Consider the following 26,529-nt stretch of genomic DNA (forward strand, 5'->3'; position numbering starts at 1 on the left):
TCGAGATATGCTGACAGGACTGTTTAAGAAAGTTTTTGGTAGTAAGAATGATCGCGAATTGAAGCGCATGGGTAAGATCGTAAAGGCGATCAATGCGTTGGAAGTAGATCTAGAAAAACTAACGGATGAAGAGCTAAAAGCTAAAACGGTTGAGTTCCGTCAGCGTCTTGAAGATGGCGCGACTTTGGAACAGATCCTTCCTGAAGCTTTTGCTACGGTAAGAGAAGCATCAAAGCGTGTTATGGGTATGCGCCATTTTGATGTTCAGCTTATTGGTGGTATGACACTGAATGATGGCAAAGTTGCCGAAATGCGTACGGGTGAAGGTAAAACCCTTGTAGCAACATTAGCCGTATATTTAAATGCACTGCCTGCTGAAGGCGTTCACGTAGTCACAGTGAATGATTACCTAGCAGAGCGTGATGCTGAATGGATGCGTCCTCTTTATGAATCTCTAGGCTTAACGGTAGGTGTTGCGCTTTCTGGTCAAAATCCAGAAGTAAAACGTGCTGCTTACGCTTGTGATATCACCTACGGCACAAACAATGAATTTGGCTTTGATTATCTTCGCGATAACATGGCTTTCAGTACTGCTGAAAAAGTACAGCGAGGCTTTAACTTCGCTGTAGTCGATGAGGTTGACTCCATCCTAATCGACGAAGCACGTACGCCTTTGATTATCTCAGGTCCAGCTGAAGATAGTTCTCAGTTATACATCACCATTAATGAGTTGATTCCTTCGTTAGAGAAATTCGATGGTGAAATTGATCCTCAGGACGAAGAGCAGGAAATTAACGAGCACTTCGTTGTTGATGAGAAAAACCGTACGGTTGAACTGACTGAAGCGGGTCATACTGCTGTTGAAGAGATGCTGGCGCAAAAAGGTCTTCTGAGTGAAGGAGATAGCCTGTATGCACCTCAGAACCTTAACTTGCTGCACCACGTGCTAGCGGGATTGAGAGCGCATAACTTATTCCAACGTGATGTCGATTATATTGTGCAAGGCAATCAGGTTGTGATTGTTGATGAGCACACAGGTCGAATCATGGAAGGCCGTCGTTGGTCAGAAGGTTTGCACCAAGCGGTAGAAGCAAAAGAGGGTGTGTCGGTTCAGAATGAGAGCCAGACTTTTGCATCAACCACATTCCAGAACTACTTCCGTCTGTACGACAAGCTTTCCGGTATGACGGGTACGGCGGATACGGAAGCATTCGAGCTTCGCCAGATTTACGGTTTAGATGTTGTTGTAATTCCAACCAACAAAACGATCGCGCGTAAAGATGAGAACGATCTGGTTTACCTGACGGTTGAAGAAAAGTACGAAGCTATTATCAAAGAGATTCGTGCTTGTCAGGAAGCTGAACGTCCAGTACTGGTAGGTACAGCGTCCATCGAATCATCTGAGTTAATCTCTTCATTACTGAAGAAAGAAAAAATTACGCACAATGTATTGAACGCAAAGAACCACGGTGGTGAAGCGTCAATCATTGCTCAGGCAGGTCGTCCAGGTGCTGTGACTATCGCGACTAATATGGCTGGTCGTGGTACCGATATTGTGTTGGGTGGTAAGTTAGAGGCTGAACTAGCCGAACTTGATAACCCATCTGAAGAACAAGTTGCTGAATTGACGGCTGCATGGCAGAAGCGCCATGAACAGGTATTGGAAAATGGCGGTCTACATATTGTAGGTACTGAACGTCATGAGTCTCGTCGTATTGATAACCAGCTACGTGGTCGTGCAGGTCGTCAGGGCGACCCAGGTTCATCTCGATTCTTCTTGTCACTAGAAGATGATTTGATGCGAATCTTTGCCTCTGATCGTGTACGACAGTTGATGCAAGCGCTAGGTATGGAGCGTGGCGAAGCTATCGAGCATAAGATGGTAAGCAATGCGATTGAGAAAGCGCAGCGTAAAGTAGAAGGCCGTAACTTTGATATCCGTAAGTCATTGCTTGAGTATGATGATGTAGCTAATGATCAGCGTACAATCATCTACGAGCAGCGTAATGATTTGATGGCAACTGACGATATCTCTGAAACAGTTAATTCTGTTCGTGAAGAGGTTGTCGCGAATAAATTTAGTGAGTTTGTTCCGCCGCAGAGCCTTGAAGAACAGTGGGATATTCCGGGTCTTGAGAAGGCATTGGAAACTGATTTCTCCATTAAAATGCCTATCCAAGAGTGGCTAGATCAGGATGATTCATTGCATGAAGAAACCCTGCATCAAAAAGTTCAGGATACAGTGCTAGAGGTTTATCAGCAGAAAGAAGCGCAAGTGGGCGAATCTACAATGCGTAACTTTGAGAAGCAGGTTATGCTTCAGGTGCTAGATACCCTGTGGAAAGAACACCTACAGACTATGGATCACCTGCGTCAGGGTATTCACCTTCGAGGTTATGCACAGAAGAACCCTAAGCAGGAATACAAGCGTGAATCTTTCCACCTATTCCAAGAATTGCTGGAAAATATCAAGCGTGATGTCATTCGTATTCTAAGTCATGTGCAAGTTCAGCAGCCAGAAGATGTTGAAGCGATGGAGCAGCAGCGTCGTGAGCAAGCTGAACGACAGCAGATGGACTTTAAACATGACAATAGCTCAGCTATGTCGGGTGAAGAGGGTGAAAGTTCCAATGCTGAAGAGCAAGCTCAGCCAGAAACTTTCGTTCGAGATGGCCGTAAAGTAGGTCGTAACGAACCATGTCCATGTGGTTCAGGTAAAAAATACAAGCAGTGTCACGGTAAGCTTTCGTAAGAGTGAACTGTTTATTGGTCAACACAGAAAGCAGCTTTTAAGCTGCTTTCTGCATCTTAGGAGACAGAAAATGGCAGTCGGGCCAGCTACATTTCCAGAAAAAATGCACCCAGTTGCAGGGTTTAAATTAGGAACAGCTTCTGCAGGTATTAAAACTCAAGGTCGAAAAGATGTAGTGCTGATGGAGTTGTGTGAAGAAGCTACTGTCGCAGGCGTTTTTACTTTGAATGCTTTTTGCGCAGCGCCGGTGCAGATTTCTAAAAAACATATAGAGGCTGCGGCAACGCGATATTTTATCGTTAATACAGGCAACGCTAATGCGGGTACTGGTGAGGAAGGTTGGAATGATGCTATTACAACCTGTGAAGAGGTCGCTAAGCTTTGCGATTCGGGTGTTGAGGCAGTTCTTCCTTTTTCCACTGGTGTTATCGGTGAAAAGTTGCCTGTAGAAAAATTAGTTTCAGCTTTGCCTGCAGCTAAAGAGGTGCTATCGGAATCAGGTTGGGATGAGGCTGCAGAAGGCATTTTAACCACTGATACACGAATTAAAGGCGCTAGTCGTCAATTTGAGTACCAAGGCAAGGTTGTAACTTTGACTGGTATATCAAAAGGCTCAGGCATGATTAAGCCAAATATGGCAACAATGCTGGGCTATGTGGCAACAGATGCGCAAGTTGATGCTGATTTATTGAAAGTGCTACTTACTGATACAGCCAATTGCTCCTTTAACCGTATTACGGTTGATAGTGATACATCTACAAATGATTCTTGTATGTTGGTTGCGACTGGGAAATCAGGTGTATCAGTTTCTGCGGAAGATCGTTCCCTACTAGCCTTATTCAAAACTGAATTGACACAGCTTATGCAAGATTTGGCGCATGCGATTGTACGTGATGGCGAGGGTGCAACTAAGTTTGTGACAGTAAAAGTTGAGTCAGCTAAGACGCAGCAGGAAGCTTTGAAGACGGCTTTTGATATTGCTCACTCTCCTCTGGTTAAAACGGCTTTATTCGCTTCAGATCCAAACTGGGGGCGTGTATTGGCGGTAGTTGGGCGTGCCGAGATAGAAAATCTAGATCTTAATGCGTTGGAGATCTATTTAGGCGATGTTTGTATCGTTAGTAAGGGTGGAAAAGACGCTACTTACACTGAAGAAGCTGGTCAGGCGGTTATGGACCAGGAAGAGATTCTAATTCGAGTCGTACTTAATCGTGGTGACGTGTCAGAGACGGTATGGACTACGGATCTTTCCCATGACTATGTCAGCATCAATGCGGATTACCGTAGCTAATGGCTAATAAGGTTGTTCATGTCGCAGCGGCTGCTATCTGGAATAGTAAGCGTGAGTTGCTGATTGCGAAACGCCCTGATGATAAACACCAGGGCGGCTTGTGGGAGTTCCCTGGTGGTAAGGTTGAGTCAGGGGAAGCTGTGCTTGATGCTTTAAGCCGTGAGCTTGATGAAGAGCTGGGGATCAGACTTACCCAAGCAGAAAAGCTGATAGAGGTTCCTTATCATTATCCTGATAAATCAGTTTTACTCGATGTTTATAGTATTACTGAATTTGAGGGAGAGCCTTGGGGTAAGGAAGGGCAGCCAGTACGTTGGGTGAAGCTTGATGAGTTGGATGGCTATGAGTTCCCTGCTGCAAATAAACCGATCTTGGATGCCTGCCTTTTACCGAAATCACTTGCTATAACGCCGTATCTTTCAGATCTTCAACAGCTTGAAGTATCTATTATGCGAGCAATAAAGGCTGGAGCTGAAGGTGTAGTCCTTCGAGCTCCGCTGTTTGAGGCTGATTCAGTAGCATTGGATAAAACAATTGATTTCATCAATGCTCAAATAGATGCGGCCTCTGTAAGAAATGTTTTCTTTACGGTAAACACTACGGTAGACATTGCGAATAAGTTGGCTCTTGATGCAGTTCATCTTTCAGTGAGTAATCTGGAAAAGTTGAATCATAGAGACGAGTTCACTGGGAGTTGGCTGGGTGCATCTTGTCATAATGCTGATGAACTGTCCGAAGCGATAGCTAAAGGGGTCGATTACATAATGCTGTCACCAGTACAGCATACGCAATCGCACCCTGAGGTAGAGCCATTAGGTTGGAAGGATTTTTCCGAATTAGCTAAGTCTAGCTTGGTGCCTGTTTTTGCATTGGGTGGCATGGATAAAGGCGATCTAGCTCTCGCTGTGGAGAATGGTGCGCAAGGTATAGCGGCAATTAGTGCATGGTCGGAGGGATAGGCTGATCTTTATCAATCTGTTCTTCCGTTTCGCCACTACTAAAATCGCTAGCAGTTTTTGATTCAGGTATTGAATATTCTTCGCTTGCCCAAGCACCTAAATCAATCATTTTACAGCGCTCACTGCAGAAGGGTCTGAAAGGGTTGCTGCTGTCCCAAGCCTGCTCTTTAGAGCAGGTTGGGCATTTAATTTTTGTGCTACTCATTATTTGGTCTCTTCTGCGATTTTACTTAGCTTTGTGTGCAGTTTGATAACCTGATTTTCCAAGCTTTCTAAATCAGCATTGTTATCGATGATAATATCTGCTTTTTTGAGTCTTTCTTGGCGGGGCAACTGGGCGGCCATAATTGCTTTGATCTGTTCTTTGCTAGCGCTATCGCGCTTAACAGTTCGAGCTAATTGTAACTCTTCTGATGCATCAACAACGATTACAGTCTCAACTAATTCGTGCTGGTCTGTTTCTAATAATAGTGGGGAAGACAGTACAGCATAGCTGCTTGTGGCATCGTGTAATTGCTGTTTGATACTTTGGCGAATAATCGGGTGTAATAGTTGCTCTAACCAGGTTTTGGCTGTTTTATCTCTGAAGATTATTTCGCGCAAATCTTTACGATTTAATTCACCACTTTCAGTGACAATGTGACTGCCAAAGTGCTCAGCGATTTTGTCTAGTGCAGGTTCGCCTTTTGCGACCACTTCTCGTGCAACAATATCAGCATCAACAATAGTGATTCCGAGGTCTTGTAAACGATCAGTTACAGCGTTTTTTCCTGAGCCGATGCCACCTGTGATGCCAACAATGTACATAGATTAGATTCTTATTAGTTGAAGGTAGAGTGTTGTCAGCGTATCGCCCCAGATCAGTGCTATCCATCCTGCAATTGCGAGATATGGGCCAAATGGAATAGGGTTTTGAGATGAATGGTTTTTAAACAGCATCATAGCTATACCAATGATCGCACCGACTAATGAGCTTAATAGAATAATCAGTGGCAATTGATATATACCTGCCCAAGCGCCTAGAGCTGCAAGCAATTTAAAATCACCATACCCCATACCTTCTTTGCCAGTTAGTAGTTTAAATACCCAGTAGATTGACCATAAGCTTAGGTAGCCTGCCATAGCTCCATAGACCGCATGTTCTAGAGATGCAAATAACCCAAAACTGTTGACGAATAAGCCTAGCCATAGCAAAGGAAGGGTTAAGCGGTCAGGTAAAAGTTGATGATCAATATCAATAAATATTAGACAAACCAGCACCCAAGTAAGGACTACTAAACTGAGACCGATCAGGTTAAAGCCAAAAACGTAAACGGCATAAGCGGAGCAAATAGCTGTAAATAATTCCACAAACGGATAGCGGAAAGGGATATGCAATCCGCAGGATGAGCATTTTGCTCGGAGGAAAATCCAGCTGAGAACGGGTATGTTTTCATACCATCTGATTTTGTGTTGACACTTAGGGCAAGTGGATGCAGGTACTGAAAGGTTGTAAGGCTCTGGATCGATCTCTTTATCAGCGGATATTTCCCTTTCCCATTCCCTTTGCATCATAATGGGTAAGCGATGAATGACTACGTTAAGAAAACTACCAACACATAGAGAAAATAAAAACGCGCAGGCAATAGCCCACGCGGGATCAAAAATAATTATATTCATTAATTCTTATCTTTAAACAACTTGACCAAGCTGGAAGATTGGAAGGTACATAGCAACAACAAGTCCACCAACTAGCACGCCTAATACAACCATAATCAAAGGTTCTAATAGGCTTGAAAGGTTATCTACAGCGTTATCTACTTGTTCTTCATAAAAATCAGCGATCTTCTCTAGCATCATTTCAAGAGAGCCTGCTTCTTCGCCAATCGCTATCATTTGGATAGTCATATTGGGAAATATGCCGGTCATGGTTACTGCGTTTTGTAAGGATTGGCCTGTAGATACACCGTTTTTAATTTGTAAGATGGCATCTCGGTATAATGCATTGCCTGAAGCGCCCGCTGCGGAATCTAAAGCATTAACTAGAGGTACACCTGCTGCAAAGGTAGTGGATAGAGTCCTAGCAAATCTAGCTATAGATGCGTTGTGCAGTATTTCGCCTATAACTGGGATTTTAAGTACGGCTTTGTCGACACTATCTCTAAATTTAGCAGACTTCTCTCTAGCTTTCTGAAACGCGAATCCAAATATGACAAAGCCTATTAAAATAATCCACCACCATTCTTGAGCTATTTCAGACAGGTTTATAACCCATTGGGTAAAAGCGGGTAGTTCTGCTCCAAAGCTAGTAAACACATCTTCAAATTGTGGGACTACCTTAACCAGAAGAATTGCCGAAACAATAATACCAACAATAATTACAGCTGTGGGATAGGTTAGTGCCTTTTTGATCTTGGCTTTTAATGATTCTAGTTTTTCTTTATATGTCGCAATACGATCAAGCATTGCATCTAGAGCGCCTGATTGCTCGCCAGCATTAACTAAGTTGCAATACAGATCATCAAAGTGTTGTGGGTGCTTGGTTAAGGATGTGGAGAAATCGGTACCACTGTTAACATCATTCTTGATTTCATAGACGATGTCTTTTAATTTTTGTTTTTCAATACCGCCAGCAGTGATTTCCAAGCCTTGCAGTAAAGGCACCCCGGAGCGCATCATGGTAGCCATTTGGCGGGTGAAAAAAGCAATATCTACAGGCTTAACAGGTTTATTTTTGGCGCTGAACATACCTGCAGAGCGCTCTTTGGCAATTCTGGACGTTAAGATCCCTTGTTTGCGTAAATGAGCTTTTGCTGAAGCGGCATTAATTGCATCGATTTTTCCTTTGCTTTTATTACCGCTTTTGTCTTTTCCTTGCCAGGTGAAAGTGTAAAGCTTGGCATCTTTAGCCATAGATTAATTCCTGTTATCAGGTCTTGATGACTCGGTTCATCTCTTCAAGACTGGTGATTCCTTCCGCGACCTTCTTTAACCCAGAGCGTCGTAGGCTCTGGAAGTTTTGTGTTTCAGCTACTCTAAGTATATCTAGAGAGTTACCATTCTCCATAATTACTTCAGCAATTTCTGGTGTCATAGGTAGCATTTCATAGATACCTACTCGTCCTTTATAGCCTCTATTGCATTTGCTGCAGCCATCTTGATTCGCTTCAAATAGAGTTAGTGAGCTTAACTCTTCATCAGTAAAGCCTTCCTCCCTTAACGTAACTTCAGGGAGGGTGATAGGTTTTTTGCAACTTTCACATAAGCGTCGCCCTAAACGTTGGGCAATGATAAGACTGACAGATGTAGCGATGTTAAAGGCTGGCACGCCCATATTACGTAAACGTGTAAGCGTTTCTGGCGCGCTATTTGTATGAAGTGTAGATAGCACCATGTGACCTGTTTGGGCTGCTTTTATGGCGATCTCCGCTGTTTCTAAGTCTCGGATCTCACCCACCATTACCACATCAGGGTCTTGACGAAGGAATGCGCGTAGAGCTTCAGCAAAATTTAACCCCACTTTTGCATTTACATGGACTTGATTTATGCCTTCCAAGTTGATTTCTACAGGGTCTTCTGCTGTAGAAATATTCCGCTCTTCGGTATTAAGGATATTTAAACCGGTATAAAGACTTACAGTTTTACCACTACCTGTTGGCCCTGTTACCAATACCATGCCTTGTGGTTTGTGGAGTGTGCCTAAGTAAAGTTCTTTTTGGAAGTCGGCAAAACCTAAGGCTTCTACCCCCATTTTTGCGCTGCTAGGGTCAAGAATACGTAGTACGATTTTCTCTCCCCAAAGGGTGGGAAGGGTGTTTACTCGAAAGTCGATAGCGCGTTTCTTGGATATCTTCATTTTAATGCGGCCATCCTGAGGTACACGTTTCTCAGAAATATCCATCTGCGACATGACTTTTAAGCGAGCAGAAAGCCGTGCAGCAAGGTTTGAAGGTGGCTTTGCAACTTCCTGTAGAATTCCATCGATTCTGCTTCTGATGCGGTAGCTTTTTTCGTAGGGCTCAAAGTGGATATCAGATGCGCCATTTTTTATAGAATCTAGGAGGATTTTATTGATAAAGCGAACAATTGGTGCATCTTTTGTTGCGTCTTCTTCGCTTTCTTGCTCTTCTTTATCTGGCGTAGAGCCATCTGATACTTCGAGATTATCTAAATCACTATCATCTAATTCATCTAAGGCTGAATCTTGGCCTTCAAGGAAACTCTCTATGGCGCGAGTGAGTTTATCCTCCTCGACAATGATCGCTTCTGTTGTAATGCCGCTTTGAAACTTAAATTCATCTAACGCTTGTATGTTAGTGGGGTCAGAAATAGCTACAAATAGGCGATTGTCACGTTTCTGCAGGGGGAGCGCATGGTGTTTAGTTATAAGGGAATCGTTAATTAGTCCTTGAGGAAGAGATGCTGGGTCTAAGGCGTCCAAATCCAAAAGAGGCATACCAAACTCTTCGGATGCTGCAGCTGCAGCCCTATATGCACTGACTAAGCGCTGTTCAATAACATAAGAGATAAACGTTTGTTGTTTCTCTCGGGATTGTAGCGAAGCATCAGCTGCAACTTCTGCAGAACATACGCCTTCATTCACTAAACGCTTGGCAAGTCCACTTAAAGGTTGGCTTGGCTGCAAAATGAAACTCCCGTCTTAATCCATGACACTAAGGTTTATATTACTATCTTTTAATGCTAGGTCTTATCTACCTAAAATAGCATTTGCATGACAGTTTGAAAATGCGCACTATAATGTTTATAAAGAATTTCGGATAGGTCACTGGCGCGTTCTGAAAAATGCGCTACAATCAAAGGACTTGGTTGATACCAAGGATTTTTATTCGCTGGAGAAATAAAATGAAAAAAGTACAACAAGGTTTTACCCTTATTGAATTGATGATCGTGGTTGCGATCATCGGTATTTTGGCGGCAATTGCATTGCCGGCTTACCAGAGCTATACGATTAAAGCTAAAATGTCCGAGGTTATTTTGGCTGCAAGTGCATGTCGTACAACTATCACTGAAGTAGTGCAAAGTTCGGATGACAGCTTTCCTGGTGCAGGTAACTGGGGCTGTGAAGAAGTTGCTCCAACTAAGTTCGTAGCTAATGTTGCTACTGATGTTTCAGGTGCTGTAGCAGTTCAGGCTCGAGCAATCGATACAGATGTTGATGACGCTTGGGTATTCTTAACGCCAGCAACTACTCCTGAACCAGGTGATACTATCTCTGAGTGGGATTGTGGTGCGGATCCAGCTAAAGATGTTTACCAGTACCTACCTGGTTCATGTAAGGATGATCAGGCGAGTGCTGCCGCTCTTACTTATAACAACGGCTCTGCTGCGGTTACTGTTACGTCAGGTACTTAAGTCAAGTTTGGAATCTATATTCTTGAATTTAAAAAGGGTCAACTTAGTTGGCCCTTTTTGTTGATACTGTCTAGTCCTTAAAAAGGCTGGCACTTTTCCAACCATCTTTGGAAAGTGTCATGAATTCAACAAGTAAGCATACACAAAAAGGTCGTTTATTTGCCTTTAAACTGGCTGAGGTTGAGCAAGTCGAAAAAGGTTTGGTAACTGAAAAACAGCCGAAGATCGTTATAGAACTTAAGTATATTTATTCCCATCCCGTTTAGGCTGTATGCCTATTTTGTCTCTACGATAAACATCAAAAAGTGTGTTGTGAAACTTAAGTCTATTCCTATCATGGCTTTGTCTATATATCTATTTCTATATGTGTCACAGAGTGGTAGCCTTACACCATCATATTTTAATCTTGAATGACTCATTTTTAATGAAACGAAATATAATAATTATTCTAATCGCAGCTTGTGTTGGTGTGACTTGGTATATCGCCAATACTACTGAAAGGCTAACTCCTCAAATTAAAAGCGCGGCAGAAAATGCTATTCTCGAACAGCCAGAATTCCCAGCGCGACCTGTATGGTGGCATGATGATTCTGTGATGGCTGTTGGTATTGTTCCTGACAGTGTTAATCCCCATCATGCGGCAGCTAAGGCTTGTGAAATCATTAAAGCCAAAGGTGTGACGACGGCCATTGTAGAGATTTATGATGTGGTTAAAATTCAGAAGGAAGATGATTGGGATCAACTGGCTGCAGATAGTTGTCAGTAATTAATCTACCTTTTAGTGTTGTTTTAGATGTAAAAAAGGCTGCTCATATGCAGCCTTTTTTGATTTATAAGCAATGTGATCTAGGCTTTAATCTTCAATTAAACGCATAGACAGATCTACTGCTTGGCAGTGCTTAGTCAGCGCGCCAATGGATATATAATCCACGCCAGTTTCTGCGATAGGGCGTAAGGTTTCGTCAGTAATGCCACCAGAGGCTTCAAGCTTGGCAATGCCGCGAGTTAGCTTAACTGAGTCCCTCATCGCTTCTAGAGAGAAGTTATCCAGCATAATGATGTCTGCACCGGCTTCTAGCGCTTGATGAAGTTCTTCCATCGTTTCCACTTCAACTTCGACGGGTTTGCCAGGCTCATTTGATTTCGCTGTGGCAATTGCGGCGTCGATACCACCGCAGGCCATAATATGGTTCTCTTTAATCAAGAAAGCGTCGAATAAGCCAATTCGATGGTTGTAGCAGCCACCACAGGCAACGGCATATTTCTGGGCAAAGCGAAGGCCTGGGAGAGTTTTGCGAGTGTCAAGTAACTTTACAGTTGTGCCAGCCACTTTGTCCGCGTAAAACTTACTAACAGTTGCTGTGCCTGAAAGCGTTTGTAGAAAGTTTAAAGCTGCGCGTTCTGCTGTTAGGAGATTTCTTGCTGAACCTTTTGCCCAGAAAAGTACTTGGTCACGTTGAACGATATCTCCATCATCAACTTGCCAGTCTAGTTCTAGTTCAGGGTCTACTTGGCGAAAAACTTCATTTACCCAGTCGACACCACAAACAACAGCCTCTTGACGACTGATAATGCGAGCCGTTGCAGTTTGTTCAGCAGGAATGAGTTGTGCGGTAATATCGCCACTGCCTATATCTTCCTGTAAAGCATAACGAACGGCGTCTGGGATAAGGTGCTGAATTTTTGCGCGGGTCAACATAGTCGGTCCTGATTGAAAATGTGTGAGGCTTGGCTTTTACAAATAGGCCTCTGATAATATGCAGATTCTATCGAAATAGATCTAGAGCGGGTAGGGGATAAATGAATATTGCAGGTCAAAACTGGCACAAAGAGGTAGAGATTGTACCTTCGCCGAATTTTAATGAGCGCCCAGACTCTAACGATATTTCTCTATTGGTTATCCACAACATTAGTTTGCCACCGGGTAAGTTTGGTGGTGGCTACATTCAACAATTTTTTCAGAATAAGTTAGACGCCACGACCGATCCTTTTTTTGAAGAGATAAAAGATCTTCAGGTATCTGCTCATTTCCTAATTGAGCGAAGTGGTCATATTGTCCAATTTGTGCCAACCGGCTGTAGAGCTTGGCATGCTGGTGTGTCTATCTTTGAAGGCAGAGAAAATTGTAATGATTTTTCGATAGGCATAGAGCTAGAGGGAACGGATATAGACCCTTATTCTGATGAGCAGTACAACGCTTTAGTTACCCTTACCCAGCAGTTACGCGATCTCTATCCAAAGATAGAGCTAGATAGGATTGTTGGGCATTGCGATATAGCCCCAGAGCGTAAAACTGACCCTGGTCCAGCCTTTGACTGGCAAAGATATCGAAAACTATTGGATTAATTAGACGGGGAATAGTTTTGCCAGCAAAACCGGTACTGCATTTTCAACTCTTAAGATGCGCTCACCAATATGGATTGATTTGAATCCGCACTGATTTAGTTTATCGACTTCGTATTCTATAAAACCACCCTCAGGACCAATGGCTAAGGTTGTTGGAATAGATTCGGGTGTTGAGCATCGTTCTGCATTATAGGGATGGGCAACTAAAGCACGCGTATTTTGCGCGATCTCTGGTAGTTCATCTTCTACAAAAGGCTTGAAGCGTTTACGTAAATGAACTTTCGGCATTATTGTATCGCCAGCTTGTTCCAAACCAAGCTTGAGCTGTTCTTCTACTTGATTAAGTATTGGTGTGCTCCAATAGCTTTTATCTACTCGATAAGAATTAATCAGATAAAGTTCTTTCACACCCATCGCGGAGACAGTTTGTAGTATCCGTTTCAGCATTTTAGGTCTGGGTAGGGCCAATATTAGGGTTAGAGGTAATGCTGCAGGAGGCTCTTTTTCTAGAGATACCTTTAGGGTTACAGACCTGTTATTGAGTTCTAATACTTCTCCTTTGCCTAGAGCTCCATTGAGAAAACCTACATTCAGTAGGGCTCCAATCTCTGGTTTTTGTATTGAGCGAATATGTTCAAAGCGATGATCTGTTAGAACCGCAGTGTCGCTCGCAACAAAGTCAGCTTTATTAATTAGTATTAGATTCATGGGGTTATCAGGTACAGGGAAGAAACTGAAGTGTACCGGTCTAGGGTATTTAAGGCTAATTTTAACCCTAATCAAGAAAATAGATGTTTATCTAAATGAGAATGTTTATCTGTAGCGTTATCTTTTGGAGTGTGGTACCTTTGCGCCATCTTGTATAAGCGATCAATATTCTGTGAATCCATGAAGGGGGTTTCTGTGAAGCTTAAAGTTCTTGTTGCTAGTGTTGCTATGGTTACTGCGCTAGGTGCTAATGCGGCTCAAAATTACGACAATTTCCCTGTAACTCTAAAAGGTTACAACGGTGATGCTACTAATTCTGTTGCGTATACGGGTCAGGCTGCACGTCAGGTTCTTCACACTTCTTTGAAAAAATTGGCAGGCCAAGGTAACGGTCAGCCAAACGCTGAACTTAAAGCAAAAATGCTTGCTTACTACGAAGGTAAAGATGCTGGTCGTGAGATCCTTTCTCCGGCAACTAAAGGCGGTTTCGTAGTTGCCGAGACTTCTGTAGACGAGATCTCCAAAGGTAAGAACCTATCCGGTAAAACGTTTAAAGGTGCTGTACCAGGCTGGCCTGGTAACATGACAGGTCCTGAAGTAATTACTTTCATGATCGAGAAAGCAGCAGCTTCTGACAAAGGTTATGACCCTCTAACAGGTTACGACTACCGTCAGCTCATCTCTAAGTTCGCAATGGGTGCAGTATTCTACAACCAAGCTGTAGATAACTACCTAGATGAAAAACTAGATGCTGACAAAAAGCCAAACAACAAGCCTTACAAAGAAGGTAAGCACTACACAGGTAAAGAGCACGCTTGGGATGAAGGTTTTGGTTACTTCGGTGCACCAGCGAATACACTTAATCTAACTGCAGAAGATGTATACAACATTGCTAAGCAGAAAGAAGGTGCGCTTGTTAAAGCTGACTTCAATAAAGACGGTAAAGTATCTCTTTACAATGAGATGACTTACGCTCACGCATACTATGCAGCTGGTTTCGATAAAGGCGGTAAAACAACTTACCTTCACGACATCATGCAAGCTTTCGTTGATGGCCGCCAGTTGATCACAGATGCTAAAGGTGAAGCACTAACTGATAAGCAACGTACAGAGCTTAAAGCTCACGCAGCGACTATCGCTGATAACTGGGAAATGGTTATCGCAGAAGCTGTATTCAAATACGCAGGTTCTACTTACAAAGATCTTAAAGAGATCAACAAGCTAGTTGAAACTAACGGTGATGTTGCTCCTGCATTCCGTGCTTACGCTAAGCACTGGGGTGAGTTGAAAGGTTTCGCACTAGCACTTCAAACAGGTAATAAAAACCTTGGTGAAACGGCTGTCAAACTTAACCGTTTGATCGGTTTCAGCCCTGTATTGCTGGGTAATACGCAAGTTGTTGGTCTAGACGACAAAGGTAACTACATCCAAGCGTCTTCTGGCGACATGAAGCAGTACATGCTACACATGCTTAAAGTTCAGCAGTTGATGGTTGATCAGTTTGGCGTTAAAGCGCGTAACAAAGATGTTCTAGGTGACATGGGCGCTCTAGCTGACAAACTAGGTTCTGGCGGTTACGTAGAAAACGACTAATTCGCTACAGAGCAATTGCTAAAAGCCAGCCTTGCTAACAGGGCTGGCTTTTTTGTATTTGAGGGGACTATGCTCGAGATCTTTTCTGAATTCTATAATTCAGTGCTAGTGGACTTTACCGATAGTAAAAAACGCGTCTATTGGGGCTACTTGTTAGCAGCTCTTGTTATTGCTGTCGTTTGGTTGGTTCAAACTAAACGAGTCTCTTTTGTTAAAGCGATTTTGATTATCTTTAGTGCCAAGGTTTGGTGGTCGTCATCAGCAAAAGCTGATTATCTCATCTTTGTTATCAACAAATTTTCTTTTTTATTTATAGCGCCTTTGCTTTTAACACATGCGGTTGTTTTCGAGTGGCTGTTTTTTAAATTGTATGAGTGGTGGGGCTATCAATCTGTTGGTAATGACTGGCCGTTATGGATGATAACGGCTCTATTTACCTTCAGTTACTTTATCTTGAATGACTTCTCCCGATTCTTTGTGCACAAATTGCTGCATGAAGTACCGTTTCTGTGGGAGTTTCATAAAGTCCATCACTCCGCACGGGTTCTAACGCCGATCACAGTATTTCGTACTCATCCAGTTGAAGGGATTCTGTTCTCGTTTCGATCGATATTTGTTCAAGGTTTTTTAATCGCGGTCTTTACCTTCCTGTTCGGTGATCGTGTTGATCTATTTATGTTTTACGGTGTTGTTGTAACGACCTTTCTATTCAATGTGCTGGGATCTAATTTACGTCATTCCCAGATAGCGATCGGTTATTGGAAAGGAGTAGAGCGATGGTTGATCTCGCCTGCGCAGCATCAGATCCATCATTCAACCTTGCCCAAGCATTTTGATAAAAACTATGGGGTTATCTTGGCGATTTGGGATCGCTGGACAGGTACTTTGGTTCATTCTGAACGAGATCAGGAATTAGAGTTTGGTATTTCTAGAAAAGTAGAGGCGAATGAGCAAAATGTTCTCTATCTTTATTTTCAGCCGTTTAAATCTCTATTTAGTCGCTTAAGGCAAATATCGAAGCCAAAAGTAGCAAATGATAATTGAATAGATATATATCAATGATAACGGTTATCGTTTATGATTCTATTCTTACTTTAAGACACGTTTTGTATTGTTGAGTGTTGAGGTTTTTTAATGAAGATAAATGCTTTAGCTAAGATTGTTTCCTCTGTTGGTGCTGTTGCTGCTGTCACTGTATCCGCTTTATTGCCCACATCTGCTTTTGCTCAAGAAACCGGTGTTGTAAATGTTTATTCAGCACGTAAAGAAGCCTTGATTAAACCGCTTCTAGATCGTTTTACAGATGAAACAGGTATCAATGTAAACCTTGTAACAGGTAAAGCTGATGCGTTGTTAAAGCGCCTTGAGGTAGAAGGTAAAGCAAGCCCTGCAGACCTGTTTGTGACTGTTGATGCCGGTCGTTTACACCGCGCTAAGAGTGCTGGTGTTCTTCAGGTGTCTGGTAGCGATACTTTAAGTAAACTGATTCCGCAAAGTCTTAAAGATGCTGATGGTTATTGGTATGGCATGTCTCAGCGTGCAAGAACGATCTTTTACGTAAAAGGTAAAGTTGAACCTTCAGAGTTGTCCACTTATGAAGATCTAGCTGATTCAAAATGGAAAGGGCGTATCTGTGTTCGTTCTTCCAATAATATTTATAATCAATCCTTAGTTGCTTCTATGATCGATGCTATCGGCGTAGAGAAAACTGAAGCTTGGGCTAAAGGTTTAGTGAAAAACTTCGCGAAGCCGCCTTCAGGTGGTGATACTGATCAGCTAAAAGCTGCAGCAGCAGGCGTATGTGATATCGCCATAGCAAATACTTACTATTTTGGTCGTTTGTTAAATAGCGAAAATGCTGAAAAGAAAGCAATTGGAGCTAAATTGGCAGCGTTTTGGCCAAACCAAGCTGACCGTGGTGTTCATATGAACGTTAGTGGCGCAGGTGTGACTAAGCATGCTCGTAATGTTGATAATGCAGTGAAGCTAATGGAATTTATGGCCTCTGATCAGTCTCAAGCTTGGTATGCAGAGGTTAATAACGAATATCCTGTCGTAACGACTGCTAAGGTGTCTGACACGTTGGCTGGGTTGGGTGAATTTACTGCTGACGATATTGTGTTGAGCAAACTGGGTGAAAATAACCGTAGCGCAGTTGAATTAATGGATCGCGCAGGTTGGAAGTGATTTATTTTATTATCAAGTAATTGTTTATTAAGTGATAGAATAGCTTGACCTAAGCGCCTGTAGAGAAGTCTTACAGGCGTTTTCTGTTTTTTCAGAGCCTGTAAAAAAATAATGCCTGCAGTTAAATTCAAACAATTTGGACAAAATTGGCTTGCGACAAGTAGCTTCGTCGTAACTTTTCTTCTATTACTGCCACTTGCTGTAATAGTTGGATTTGTTTTTAACGGCTCTGCTGATGTTTTCTCTCATCTATATAACACGGTCCTCGCTGATTACGTCAGTAATTCATTACTACTCATGCTCGGCGTGGGGTTTGGTGTTCTTCTTTTAGGTATCCCAACCGCTTGGCTCACAAGCGTTTGCGAATTCCCTGGGCGCAAATTGTTTGCTTGGGCTCTGCTTCTGCCTTTAGCTGTCCCTGCCTATATCATTGCTTACACTTATACGGGCTTATTGGACTATGCTGGCCCAGTGCAAACTCTAATCAGAGATATCACTGGACTCGGTTACGGCGAGTATTGGTTTTTCGAAGTTCGTTCTTTAGGTGGAGCGATTATGATGCTGGCTTTAGTGTTGTATCCGTATGTATATCTATTAAGCCGTGCAGCCTTTCTTGAGCAATCCGCTAGTACTTTGGAAGTCAGCAGAACTCTAGGCTATAACCAGTGGCAAGGCTTGTTCAAATTAGCTTTGCCTTTAGCGCGTCCTGCAATTATAGCTGGCTTAACCTTGGCGTTGATGGAAACATTGGCTGATTATGGCACCGTGCAGTATTTTGGCGTTAGCACCTTTACTACAGGTATTTTTCGTACTTTTTATGGTTTTGGCGACTCCGCTGCTGCGGCTCAGTTGGCAGCTTTTCTACTTGGATTTGTAGCGCTTCTAGTTTTAGTCGAAAAATATTCTCGTCGTAAAGCAAGGTACCACTCTTCAGCAGAATATAAAGCTAAGGCCAAGCTAATCGAGCTTAAAGGCGGGAAAGCGTGCTTTGCATTTATCGTGTGCTTGTTCCCAGTTCTATTCGGATTTCTGATTCCTGCAGGCTTGCTTGGATATTGGAGTTTTACGCAGGCGGATCTGTCTGATGGTGATTTTCTTGAGTTAGCATGGAACTCTTTCTATTTGGCATTTCTGGCTGCCCTGATTGCTGTCGGTTTTGCGCTCTTATTAGCTTATGCTGGACGTTTAACGCCAAGTAAAGGCGTGCGTTTCTCTATTGCAACTGCGGGGATGGGTTATGCGTTGCCAGGAACCATTATCGCTATAGGGGTTATCATCCCATTTGCATGGATGGATCATCAACTAATCGCAGCTGCCAAAAATTGGTTCGACGTTGATTTAGGGCTGATTCTTTCTGGGACGATTGTCGCGCTATTATTTGCTTATACTGTTCGCTTCTTAGCGGTCTCTCTGGGCTCGATTCAGAGTGGTTTAGGCAAGATAAAACCAAGTCTAGATGGCGCGGCGCGCACTTTAGGCTGTACGCCGTTACAAGTATTAAAACAGGTACATGTACCTTTGATGCGTAGTTCTGTATTAACTGCGCTTCTAATTGTATTTGTCGATGTTTTAAAAGAGCTTCCAGCGACTCTTATATTGAGGCCTTTCAACTTTAATACGCTAGCTGTTAGAGCGTTTGAGTTGGCGTCAGATGAAAGATTGATCGATGCAGCGCCAGCGTCATTATTAATAGTAGCGGTAGGTCTATTACCGGTGATTTTACTAAGCCGCTCAATATCTAAAGGGCGTGCAGGAAACTAAGTTATGAGCCAAGCAAAACACCTTTTAATTGATGATGTAACCTTAGCCTATGGTGATGTTGAGGTTGTGCATAATGTTTCTTTGGGATTAGAAAAGGGTGAAATTGGTTGTCTTTTAGGGCCTAGTGGCTGTGGTAAATCTACACTGCTAAGATCGATTGCAGGGTTTGAGCCAGTTAAATCTGGCGAGATTTCCATGTTGGGGCAGCAGTTGTCCACTTCGCAATTTTGCATGCCAACTGAGCAACGCAATATTGGTATGGTTTTCCAAGATATCGCATTGTTCCCGCATTTGAGCATCGCGGATAATATTGCATTTGGTATCAAAAACTGGAGCAGAGCTGATAAGATCGCACGTATTTCAGAGTTGCTTGAGCTAGTAGGCTTGCCGGGTGTAGAGGAGCGCTACCCGCACTCTTTATCAGGTGGTCAGCAACAAAGGATTGCGCTTGCGCGTGCGATGGCACCAAAGCCTGATCTACTGTTGTTGGATGAGCCGTTTTCTGGCTTGGATGCTAACCTGCGTGAAACCCTAGTACCTGAGATTCGAGATATCCTTAAGCAAGAAGAGGTGAGCGCTATTCTGGTAACACACGACCAGATGGAAGCCTTTGCAATGGCAGATAAAATTGCCGTAATGCAACAAGGTGTTATTCAACAGTGGGGCACGGCTTTTAATATCTATCATGAACCCAAAACCCGCTTTGTAGCTGACTTTATCGGTTTGGGGGAGTTTCTTAAGGCGCGTATCAAAGATGCTTATTCGGTTGAGACATCGTTAGGCGTTTTGGTCGGCGACGAAAAGCTAGTTTATGCGCCAGGGACTGAAGTTGAGTTGTTAATTCGACCAGATGATATTCAGCATGAAGAAGAAAGTGATACCACCGGGCTGATCGTCAGTAAATGGTTCCGAGGTTCTCATTATCTTTACCAAGTTCAGTTGGATAATGGCGAAATCGTACCTTGTATCACCGCGTGTCATCATGACCATGATGTAGGTGAGCGTATCGGGTTAAAAATTGAATTTGACCACCTTGTTGTCCTTCCGATTTGTGATCCAGAATCGGGGATTTGTGAAATACAAGAGTCAGATGTTGTACCCGCTGCGGGAGCTTGAATACGCGTTTACCCTTAAACTTTCTGTTTACGTCGCTCTAACTCGTTAAAACTGTTAACTATTTTACAATGCTAGCGGTTGTTGCGATGCGGTAAAAAAAAGATGGCTTAATAGCTTTTCTTACCTATTAATAAATTCTTATTTCAAATGTAGTCTAGATTTTTAACCTGCTGAAAAGTAAGTGTTTATTTAGGGTTTTTAATTCCTGTTCTTTTCTGTTCTATACATATCTTTTGCTGTGATAGATTCCATTTTGGATATTATTGCTGCGTTGCGTCGACTTCCTTGATTGTATTGGTTTGTCACTTTTACTTCATAGTATTGGATTATCCTTATTACTCTTCAACCAAAGTCATATTATTATCGTTGAAGATATCGGATTATGATCGATATATAACCAACTTATGAAATACCTTATTCAAAGCCTCGAGCTGGTGGGTATTCTTAGTTTGGCAAAGATGGACCATAAATAATTACTACAAAGCACAAATGCGTAAAAAGGGGATGTAACATGGGTCAAAAAATAGCCCTAGTAACAGGTGGAACAGGTGGCTTAGGTACGTCGATTTGCCGTGAATTGGTTGATGGTGGATTTCGAGTAGTTGCTGGTTACAACAGTGGTGGAGACCATTCAAAAGCTCAAGCTTGGCAAGCAGAGCAAAAAGCAGCAGGTTATGAGATTGATGTAGCTTACGGTGATGTGACTGATGCTGAGTCATGTGCTCAGTGTATAGCTACAGTTGAAGAGCTGACGGGCGGCACTGTTGATATTCTGATAAATAACGCAGGTATCACACGTGATGGTCAGTTTAAAAAGATGAGTTGGGAACAGTGGGATGAGGTCTTAACAGCTAACCTTGATTCTATGTTCCATATGACCCGTTTAGTTATCAACGGCATGATTGATAGCGGTTGGGGCCGTATCATCAATATCTCTTCTGTAAACGCTCAGAAAGGTCAGTTTGGTCAGTGTAACTACTCTGCAGCAAAAGCAGGTATTCATGGTTTCACTAAAGCCTTGGCTCAAGAGGTTGCACGTAAAGGTGTGACGGTAAATACGGTTTCGCCTGGTTATATTAAAACTGCAATGGTGGCGAAGATAGCTCAAGAGATTCAAGATCAGATTTGCGCTGGTATCCCTGTGGGTCGTTTTGGTACGCCTGAAGAGATTGGTCACATGTGCAATTTCTTGTGTGGCGAGCATTCTGGTTATATCACAGGTGCGGATATGTCGGTGAATGGCGGCTTGCACATGTCATAAAGCTGAATAGCTTATATATAAAAAAACCGCTTTTTAGCGGTTTTTTTGTTTCTAATCTTTTTAGAGTAATTGCTGCAATCTTTCTTCAAAGCGTTCATTGAACTCTTCGAAATGAGCGGCAAAAGGTATGCCTAGCCATTCTTGTTCAAGCTGTTTGATCTCACTGAGATTAAAGCCCTGTTTTTGTTCAGCAAGTGCTTGCTGTAAACGCTCCATTTGATATTCCATACGCAGCGCTTGGTCTTCTGGTGGCGAAGGCTGGGATGTTGCTATCTCTAGGCGAATACAAAGGTGGCGTAAGCGTTGTTCTTGAGTATTGATCATCTCATCCATTTCATCTGGGTTAGAGATCAAAGATAGAAGAACTGCAAAACGCTGGTCGATATCTGATTTTTCAGAAGGTGATTCAGGTTCTTGCTCCCAAGCATGTTGTAGCGATGCTATGCAATCACTTACAGTCTCATCCAATATTGCATGCTCAAGCTGTTCGCAAATTTCAGCCTTGCGCTGAATCGTTAGGTATGGCTCTGACTCGAATTGTTTCAACTCGTGCTTTTGACGCTGCACATAGTTGATTGCTTTTTCGATTCGCTCGGATAAGGTTTCGTCTTCAATTGGCAGAAGCTGCTGCATAGAACCAAGAAGTTCCTGCAGATGATTTAAGCTAGCGCCGGTTTCAATCAGCTGCTCTAGTTCAGAGCACTGTTTTTCTATAGCGTTACTGTTTTGTGCTTGAGAATTGCCTTCTTTCGATGATGATTTATCAGCGAAATACATTTCAAAAACTTGACTGCAGTTTTCTCTAAACTGATTCCAAAGTTTTCTTTCTTGATTGCGAGGAGCAGGGCCAATTAATTTCCAGGCTTTTTGAAGCTCTTTAACTTGCTCTGTCGCATTATGAAGATTTGTTGCTTGCAGAAGCTGCTCTGTTTCGGCGATTAAACTTTGCTTTTCTTTGGCGTTAGCCTGTCGAATCTCTTTTAGCGGTGCATCCAGTTCTTTTAATAATTGATCAAACTGAACTTGTAGCTTTTTACCTGGAGCACGATCAACAGGGGAATAATTGCGCCATTCTGTTTTCGCTTGATGGATCTGATGACTGTAATCCTTCCAGTTTTCGACAGTTTTTTCTTGAGGTGCTTTTAGGTCTTTTAGCGCTTCTAAGATCTGCTGGCGCTTTTCTAAATTGCTCTTGCGAATATCTCGCTGTTGAGCAAAGTGTTGGTCACAAGGCGCATACGCAGCGTCTGAGGCTTTTTTGAATCGCTTCCAAAGCTGTTGCGAATGAACAGAGTCGGTTGCATCAAGCAGTTTCCACTCTTTCTGGATCCTACGAACTTGGGTCGCTAAATCTTGTACTGGAAGATTGGATTGGCTCAGTGTTTCCATCTCTTCACATAGAGATTCTTTTTTTGGTGCGACAGCATAAGCTTGCCAGTCCCTAATCTCTTGAAGCTCGGCTCCAAGTGCTTTAATACGTTGTTCAAGCTCTGGTGTTAGGTTGCCATTTAGGCGTTTACTTAGCTGTTCTGCTCTTTTAATTTGCTTGTCAGCAGAGCGGATTTCACCGGATGAGATCGCAGATTTTAGTCCATCTAAGACATCGCTAAGCTCTTTTTGTAGCTGTAGCGCATGATTATTATCGGCGTCTAGACGCAATTTCGCGCAAGCTAAGCCTTCTTCTAGCTCTGTTAGTGAAGCAGGCTTCTCTTGTAATTTAGGCCAGCTAAATTTGTTTATTAGCTGTGTGGCTTCTTGCGCGGCTTTGTTCAATGGCTCAATCTCAGGTGAACCATTCAATACAGCGCACAGAGCTTTAATTTTTTCTTCGGCTTCAATCAGATGAAAATAAGAAACCAATAGGTTCTTTAATTGAGCGGTGATTTTATCGAAGCTAGACTGCTCATCTTTGCTGCTGTATTGCTTTACTGCTGTCCAATCAGCACAAAGCGATTCCAAACGAGATTGGAATGTTTTTAGCTGTGCCTTATCTGCAGGTAATGTGCTGCTTTGTTCTTTAAGAATACATAGCTCAGAGTAGACTGCATGGCTTTGAGCTTTTTGCTTCTCTAGCTGAGCTTCTTTCTCTTGTTCAGCCTGTTGTTCTGCATCATGCTTCTGGATCGTTTCAGAACAGATTTTTAGCTTTTCTTGGAAAAGCTCTTGTTGTTCGGCATTCGTCGAAGAGCTAAGTTTTTCCCAGTCCGCTTCAATAGCAGTCATCTTCGCAGAATACAGCGGGAAGAATTCAGTTGCTGCGAGTTGTTGAATAGAAGCTAACTGTTTCTGGATCGCTTCTTGTTGAGCTTGTTCTTGCTTCTTCTGTTCACGAATGACTTGAAGCTTTTCTTTCGTGACTTTAACAACGCCTTTATCTTTATTACGAGCTGCCTTTTGGAGTTGCTCAAGAATCTCTTCACTATTGATCTGACCGGCAGCTAGGACGCGCAAACTAGCTCGTTGGCTTTTTTCTGCAATAAGAACAAGATCATGATCGTCAGAAACTTGGATAACGGCTTGCTCACGAAGCTGTTCGTCTTGGCTATTCAGTGCAATGTGAGTCAGTAAATCGCCATCTGTAATGTAGGAAAGTGCAGAGCTTTTTTCTTCTTGAAGTGGTGTCTCTTCTTGGCTGAGAAGAATTTGACTAATTCGGTGTAGAGCTAATTGCTGGATATTGCTAGAACTGTCGTTCTGGCTGATTTGGACTAATAGGTTAAGGTCTGAGAGTTTTTCAGTAGCATTTAAACGTACTGTCTCGTCCTGATCTTTCAGTGCTAGCTGCGATAGGATAGTTTGAGCGTCGGCATCAGTTTCGCGAAGTTTTGCAATCGCTTTGATCCGCTTTTCGGGTTTGGCGTGTTGCCAATTAGGCTTTAAAAATCTTGCTAGCATAGTGTCCTGTACTTCTACGGCTACGCGTATATAAGATGGAACGCGCTACCTTTAAGGGCCAATATTCTACCTGAGAATTTAGTGACTGACAGCGTTGACATTAAGATAATGTACTGGCATTTAATGTTTTTTGAGTGGCTTTTACAAAAGGAAAGACATAGATAGTTTGCAAGAGCACTGACTATTTCGGCTAAGTCTAAGAAATAGAAGGTGTTAGAGAATGAGCCCAGATAAAAATTAAATATTGATAACTGAGCTTACTTTCTAAAGCGATAAGCAGAATTATGACTAAGTTCGAATTTCTACATCACCATCAACATAGATCCAAAAACCATCTTCTTTCCGGAAGTTCGATTTTTCATACAAAGTACCACTTTGATCATCTGTTTCGAAATTTGCTTCAAACTCAACCATGCCGGTCTCGTCAGAACGATTGCCTTGGTTAGTATCTAAAATTGTTAGGCCTGTCCAGTTTGTATATTTGACTTGGTCAGCCAAAATTTCGGCATCATCTTCGCCGCGGTTTTCTGGCGCAGTGGTATTGATTAGATAATCTATAGCACCCAGCGCGAAGGCTGTGTAGCGGGATCGCATCAATGCTTCCGCTGTTGGTGCAGGTTTTTGCCCTTGTACGATAGGTTTGCAACAGTAATCAAACGGTTTATTGGAACCACAGGGACAAACTTTGTTCATTACATCCTGATTATGAGACATGGGTGAACCCTTAACATTGAAATGTTAATCTGAAATACAGAGCGTTCTATTGGCTATTCTTTTAATATATATAGCTAATACCCACATTATATCTATCAGATTTACCCTTTTGGCAAGGATAATTTATGGCTAATGCGCCTTTAACATTCTTTTGGCATGACTATGAAACATTTGGCGCAGATCCAAAACGCGATTGGCCGGTTCAGTTTGCTGGCATTCGGACCGATGATCAGCTAAACATCATCGAAGAGCCGGTGATGTTTTATTGCAAACCAAGTGAGGACCAACTCCCTCATCCAGAAGCATGCTTGATTACTGGGATTACACCGCAAAAAGCGATAGAGGAGGGGGTTTGTGAAGCGGATTTCTTTGCTCAAATTCATGAGCAGCTTGCTCGCCCTGGCACATGTGGTGTGGGCTACAACAGTATTCGTTTTGATGATGAAGTAACGCGATATGGTTTGTATCGTAACTTCTTTGATCCCTATTCCCGAGAGTGGCAAAACGGTTGTTCCCGTTGGGATATTATCGATATGTTGCGATTAACTCGATCCTTGCGCCCCGAAGGTATTACTTGGCCTAAATATGAAGATGGATCTCCAAGTCTAAGGCTAGAAGATTTAACGGTCGCTAATGGTATTGATCATGGTCATGCCCATGATGCTTTATCAGATGTGTATGCCACGATTGAGATGGCAAAGCTGGTTCGGGATAAGCAGCCTAAGTTATTTAATTACGTGCTAAATAACCGCAGTAAGCAATCTATTCAAAACCTTCTAGACCCGCAAAGTCATAAGCCTGTGTTGCATGTTTCTTCTCGTTATCCGGTTGAACATGGTAATGCTGCTATTGTGGCACCCTTGGCGACACACCCTGTGAATAAAAATGGGGTGTTAGTGTGGGATCTGCGTGTGAATCCAGAACCTCTGATGCAATTACCGGTCGAAGAGTTGAGGCGTTTACTTTATACCAAGCATTCAGAACTCACTGACGCAGACCCGAAAATTGCGTTAAAGCAGGTGCATATAAATAAGTGCCCGATCATAGCGCCTGCCGGCATGTTGAATACTGAGGAAGCGGCCCGTTTGCAGATTGATGGGGATGTGTGTCGAACGCATTTGCAGATGCTAAGAAGTTTTACTGGTCTGTCGCAGAAAATTGCCGATATCTATAGTGAGAGCCCTTTTGAGGCAGAAAGCGATCCGGATATGATGCTATACAGTGGCGGTTTCTTTACGCCATCTGATCGTAAATCTATGGATCAAATTCGCCAAACGGGCCCTATGGAGTTGGCTGAGCTGGATCTGCCATTCCAAGATCCTCGGCTTGAGGAGATGTTGTTGCGCTATAAAGCGCGTAATTGCAGCTCCGTGTTAAGCCACGAAGAGCAGATGCAATGGGAAGATTACCGTCGTCGTAAGTTGTTAAAGGGCGAGGGCGGTCATTTGACTATGGATACATTCTATCAGCGATTGAATGAGCTCTATGGTCAGCCTGAAATGGATGATAATAAACGCCATATTCTAGAAGAGTTAGCTGTATACGCTGAGGCTATTTATCCTATGGAAGATGCTTTTGACGATGCCTATTAGAT

Annotated in this window: 23 protein-coding genes; 14 read left to right on the forward strand and 9 right to left on the reverse strand. The window is 42.8% G+C overall.

The window, feature by feature from the left end; translation table 11 throughout:
- The first annotated feature begins 7 nt into the window (after positions 1 to 7).
- From secA to ACMXYX_RS03685, 3 genes are all read left to right on the forward strand, one after another.
- On the forward strand, positions 8 to 2,752 hold the full coding sequence (gene secA / locus ACMXYX_RS03675) for a preprotein translocase subunit SecA (RefSeq protein ID WP_415897615.1): 2,745 nt from the start codon (positions 8 to 10) through the stop codon (positions 2,750 to 2,752).
- Positions 2,753 to 2,822: 70 nt separating this feature from the next.
- Positions 2,823 to 4,043, forward strand: coding sequence for a bifunctional glutamate N-acetyltransferase/amino-acid acetyltransferase ArgJ (argJ, locus tag ACMXYX_RS03680; RefSeq protein WP_415897616.1), 1,221 nt, complete (start codon positions 2,823 to 2,825; stop codon positions 4,041 to 4,043).
- Positions 4,043 to 5,002: a Nudix family hydrolase gene (locus tag ACMXYX_RS03685; RefSeq protein WP_415897617.1), complete on the forward strand. Its 960-nt coding sequence runs from the start codon at positions 4,043 to 4,045 to the stop codon at positions 5,000 to 5,002. The genes argJ and ACMXYX_RS03685 overlap by 1 nt, the downstream gene beginning before the upstream one ends.
- Here ACMXYX_RS03685 and yacG read toward each other — a convergent pair.
- The 5 genes from yacG to pilB are packed head-to-tail and all read right to left on the reverse strand — an operon-like array spanning position 4,980 to position 9,626.
- Positions 4,980 to 5,207, reverse strand: coding sequence for a DNA gyrase inhibitor YacG (gene yacG / locus ACMXYX_RS03690; protein WP_415897618.1), 228 nt, complete (start codon positions 5,205 to 5,207; stop codon positions 4,980 to 4,982). The genes ACMXYX_RS03685 and yacG overlap by 23 nt on opposite strands.
- Entirely contained in the window at positions 5,207 to 5,809 is a 603-nt protein-coding gene (coaE, locus tag ACMXYX_RS03695) for a dephospho-CoA kinase (RefSeq protein WP_415897619.1), read from the reverse strand. The genes yacG and coaE overlap by 1 nt, the downstream gene beginning before the upstream one ends.
- Before the next feature lie 3 nt (positions 5,810 to 5,812).
- Positions 5,813 to 6,661 (reverse strand): prepilin peptidase, encoded by an 849-nt coding sequence (locus tag ACMXYX_RS03700; RefSeq protein ID WP_415897620.1) that lies wholly within the window; start codon positions 6,659 to 6,661, stop codon positions 5,813 to 5,815.
- Between the two features lie 12 nt (positions 6,662 to 6,673).
- Complete coding sequence (locus ACMXYX_RS03705) at positions 6,674 to 7,894, reverse strand: type II secretion system F family protein (protein ID WP_415897621.1); 1,221 nt, start codon at positions 7,892 to 7,894, stop codon at positions 6,674 to 6,676.
- Positions 7,895 to 7,910: 16 nt separating this feature from the next.
- On the reverse strand, positions 7,911 to 9,626 hold the full coding sequence (gene pilB, locus ACMXYX_RS03710) for a type IV-A pilus assembly ATPase PilB (RefSeq protein WP_415897622.1): 1,716 nt from the start codon (positions 9,624 to 9,626) through the stop codon (positions 7,911 to 7,913).
- A 218-nt stretch (positions 9,627 to 9,844) separates the two neighbouring features.
- On the opposite strand from pilB, the gene ACMXYX_RS03715 reads away from it, so the two are divergent.
- The 3 genes from ACMXYX_RS03715 to ACMXYX_RS03725 all read left to right on the forward strand — a co-directional run bounded on the left by ACMXYX_RS03715 (position 9,845) and on the right by ACMXYX_RS03725 (position 11,120).
- Positions 9,845 to 10,354, forward strand: coding sequence for a pilin (locus ACMXYX_RS03715; RefSeq protein WP_415906503.1), 510 nt, complete (start codon positions 9,845 to 9,847; stop codon positions 10,352 to 10,354).
- Between the two features lie 119 nt (positions 10,355 to 10,473).
- Entirely contained in the window at positions 10,474 to 10,620 is a 147-nt protein-coding gene (locus ACMXYX_RS03720; protein WP_415897624.1) for a hypothetical protein, read from the forward strand.
- A 158-nt stretch (positions 10,621 to 10,778) separates the two neighbouring features.
- Positions 10,779 to 11,120 (forward strand): hypothetical protein, encoded by a 342-nt coding sequence (locus tag ACMXYX_RS03725; RefSeq protein WP_415897625.1) that lies wholly within the window; start codon positions 10,779 to 10,781, stop codon positions 11,118 to 11,120.
- 87 nt (positions 11,121 to 11,207) lie between these two features.
- On the opposite strand, the gene nadC is transcribed toward ACMXYX_RS03725, so the two are convergent.
- Entirely contained in the window at positions 11,208 to 12,053 is an 846-nt protein-coding gene (nadC, locus tag ACMXYX_RS03730; RefSeq protein ID WP_415897626.1) for a carboxylating nicotinate-nucleotide diphosphorylase, read from the reverse strand.
- Between the two features lie 101 nt (positions 12,054 to 12,154).
- On the opposite strand from nadC, the gene ampD reads away from it, so the two are divergent.
- Positions 12,155 to 12,700 carry a 1,6-anhydro-N-acetylmuramyl-L-alanine amidase AmpD gene (gene ampD / locus ACMXYX_RS03735; RefSeq protein WP_415897627.1) on the forward strand — a complete coding sequence of 182 codons (546 nt, stop codon included), beginning with the start codon at positions 12,155 to 12,157 and terminating at the stop codon, positions 12,698 to 12,700.
- On the opposite strand, the gene ACMXYX_RS03740 is transcribed toward ampD, so the two are convergent.
- Positions 12,701 to 13,408: a 16S rRNA (uracil(1498)-N(3))-methyltransferase gene (locus tag ACMXYX_RS03740; protein WP_415883663.1), complete on the reverse strand. Its 708-nt coding sequence runs from the start codon at positions 13,406 to 13,408 to the stop codon at positions 12,701 to 12,703.
- 195 nt (positions 13,409 to 13,603) lie between these two features.
- On the opposite strand from ACMXYX_RS03740, the gene ACMXYX_RS03745 reads away from it, so the two are divergent.
- The 6 genes from ACMXYX_RS03745 to phbB all read left to right on the forward strand — a co-directional run bounded on the left by ACMXYX_RS03745 (position 13,604) and on the right by phbB (position 21,326).
- Complete coding sequence (locus ACMXYX_RS03745; RefSeq protein WP_415906504.1) at positions 13,604 to 15,001, forward strand: DUF4856 domain-containing protein; 1,398 nt, start codon at positions 13,604 to 13,606, stop codon at positions 14,999 to 15,001.
- Between the two features lie 69 nt (positions 15,002 to 15,070).
- Positions 15,071 to 16,045 carry a sterol desaturase family protein gene (locus ACMXYX_RS03750; RefSeq protein ID WP_415897629.1) on the forward strand — a complete coding sequence of 325 codons (975 nt, stop codon included), beginning with the start codon at positions 15,071 to 15,073 and terminating at the stop codon, positions 16,043 to 16,045.
- Between the two features lie 90 nt (positions 16,046 to 16,135).
- On the forward strand, positions 16,136 to 17,188 hold the full coding sequence (locus ACMXYX_RS03755) for a Fe(3+) ABC transporter substrate-binding protein (protein ID WP_415897630.1): 1,053 nt from the start codon (positions 16,136 to 16,138) through the stop codon (positions 17,186 to 17,188).
- Positions 17,189 to 17,299: 111 nt separating this feature from the next.
- Positions 17,300 to 18,949, forward strand: coding sequence for an ABC transporter permease (locus tag ACMXYX_RS03760; RefSeq protein WP_415883667.1), 1,650 nt, complete (start codon positions 17,300 to 17,302; stop codon positions 18,947 to 18,949).
- A gap of 3 nt (positions 18,950 to 18,952) precedes the next feature.
- A complete protein-coding gene (locus ACMXYX_RS03765) occupies positions 18,953 to 20,065 on the forward strand; it encodes an ABC transporter ATP-binding protein (RefSeq protein WP_415883668.1) in 1,113 nt (370 codons plus the stop codon).
- A gap of 511 nt (positions 20,066 to 20,576) precedes the next feature.
- The gene (gene phbB / locus ACMXYX_RS03770) at positions 20,577 to 21,326 is read left to right on the forward strand and encodes an acetoacetyl-CoA reductase (protein WP_415883669.1); all 750 of its coding nucleotides are present in this window, start codon (positions 20,577 to 20,579) and stop codon (positions 21,324 to 21,326) included.
- Between the two features lie 60 nt (positions 21,327 to 21,386).
- Here phbB and ACMXYX_RS03775 read toward each other — a convergent pair whose 3' ends face one another.
- A complete protein-coding gene (locus tag ACMXYX_RS03775; RefSeq protein ID WP_415897631.1) occupies positions 21,387 to 24,221 on the reverse strand; it encodes a DUF349 domain-containing protein in 2,835 nt (944 codons plus the stop codon).
- 288 nt (positions 24,222 to 24,509) lie between these two features.
- Positions 24,510 to 24,935, reverse strand: coding sequence for a YchJ family protein (locus ACMXYX_RS03780; RefSeq protein WP_415897632.1), 426 nt, complete (start codon positions 24,933 to 24,935; stop codon positions 24,510 to 24,512).
- Between the two features lie 125 nt (positions 24,936 to 25,060).
- Here ACMXYX_RS03780 and sbcB point away from each other — a divergent pair, with 125 nt between their 5' ends.
- The gene (gene sbcB / locus ACMXYX_RS03785; RefSeq protein WP_415897633.1) at positions 25,061 to 26,527 is read left to right on the forward strand and encodes an exodeoxyribonuclease I; all 1,467 of its coding nucleotides are present in this window, start codon (positions 25,061 to 25,063) and stop codon (positions 26,525 to 26,527) included.
- The last annotated feature ends 2 nt before the right edge of the window (positions 26,528 to 26,529 follow it).

The organism is Neptuniibacter sp. QD72_48 (assembly GCF_047778065.1).
Taxonomy (GTDB): domain Bacteria; phylum Pseudomonadota; class Gammaproteobacteria; order Pseudomonadales; family Balneatricaceae; genus Neptuniibacter.

Coding starts and splice junctions, on each gene's coding strand:
- secA (WP_415897615.1), top strand. CDS start 8: ATGCTGACAGGACTGTTTAAGAAAGTTTTTGGTAGTAAGAATGATCGC.
- argJ (WP_415897616.1), top strand. CDS start 2,823: ATGGCAGTCGGGCCAGCTACATTTCCAGAAAAAATGCACCCAGTTGCA.
- ACMXYX_RS03685 (WP_415897617.1), top strand. CDS start 4,043: ATGGCTAATAAGGTTGTTCATGTCGCAGCGGCTGCTATCTGGAATAGT.
- yacG (WP_415897618.1), bottom strand. CDS start 5,207: ATGAGTAGCACAAAAATTAAATGCCCAACCTGCTCTAAAGAGCAGGCT.
- coaE (WP_415897619.1), bottom strand. CDS start 5,809: ATGTACATTGTTGGCATCACAGGTGGCATCGGCTCAGGAAAAAACGCT.
- ACMXYX_RS03700 (WP_415897620.1), bottom strand. CDS start 6,661: ATGAATATAATTATTTTTGATCCCGCGTGGGCTATTGCCTGCGCGTTT.
- ACMXYX_RS03705 (WP_415897621.1), bottom strand. CDS start 7,894: ATGGCTAAAGATGCCAAGCTTTACACTTTCACCTGGCAAGGAAAAGAC.
- ACMXYX_RS03715 (WP_415906503.1), top strand. CDS start 9,845: ATGAAAAAAGTACAACAAGGTTTTACCCTTATTGAATTGATGATCGTG.
- ACMXYX_RS03720 (WP_415897624.1), top strand. CDS start 10,474: ATGAATTCAACAAGTAAGCATACACAAAAAGGTCGTTTATTTGCCTTT.
- ACMXYX_RS03725 (WP_415897625.1), top strand. CDS start 10,779: ATGAAACGAAATATAATAATTATTCTAATCGCAGCTTGTGTTGGTGTG.
- nadC (WP_415897626.1), bottom strand. CDS start 12,053: ATGTTGACCCGCGCAAAAATTCAGCACCTTATCCCAGACGCCGTTCGT.
- ampD (WP_415897627.1), top strand. CDS start 12,155: ATGAATATTGCAGGTCAAAACTGGCACAAAGAGGTAGAGATTGTACCT.
- ACMXYX_RS03740 (WP_415883663.1), bottom strand. CDS start 13,408: ATGAATCTAATACTAATTAATAAAGCTGACTTTGTTGCGAGCGACACT.
- ACMXYX_RS03750 (WP_415897629.1), top strand. CDS start 15,071: ATGCTCGAGATCTTTTCTGAATTCTATAATTCAGTGCTAGTGGACTTT.
- ACMXYX_RS03755 (WP_415897630.1), top strand. CDS start 16,136: ATGAAGATAAATGCTTTAGCTAAGATTGTTTCCTCTGTTGGTGCTGTT.
- ACMXYX_RS03760 (WP_415883667.1), top strand. CDS start 17,300: ATGCCTGCAGTTAAATTCAAACAATTTGGACAAAATTGGCTTGCGACA.
- ACMXYX_RS03765 (WP_415883668.1), top strand. CDS start 18,953: ATGAGCCAAGCAAAACACCTTTTAATTGATGATGTAACCTTAGCCTAT.
- phbB (WP_415883669.1), top strand. CDS start 20,577: ATGGGTCAAAAAATAGCCCTAGTAACAGGTGGAACAGGTGGCTTAGGT.
- ACMXYX_RS03775 (WP_415897631.1), bottom strand. CDS start 24,221: ATGCTAGCAAGATTTTTAAAGCCTAATTGGCAACACGCCAAACCCGAA.
- ACMXYX_RS03780 (WP_415897632.1), bottom strand. CDS start 24,935: ATGTCTCATAATCAGGATGTAATGAACAAAGTTTGTCCCTGTGGTTCC.
- sbcB (WP_415897633.1), top strand. CDS start 25,061: ATGGCTAATGCGCCTTTAACATTCTTTTGGCATGACTATGAAACATTT.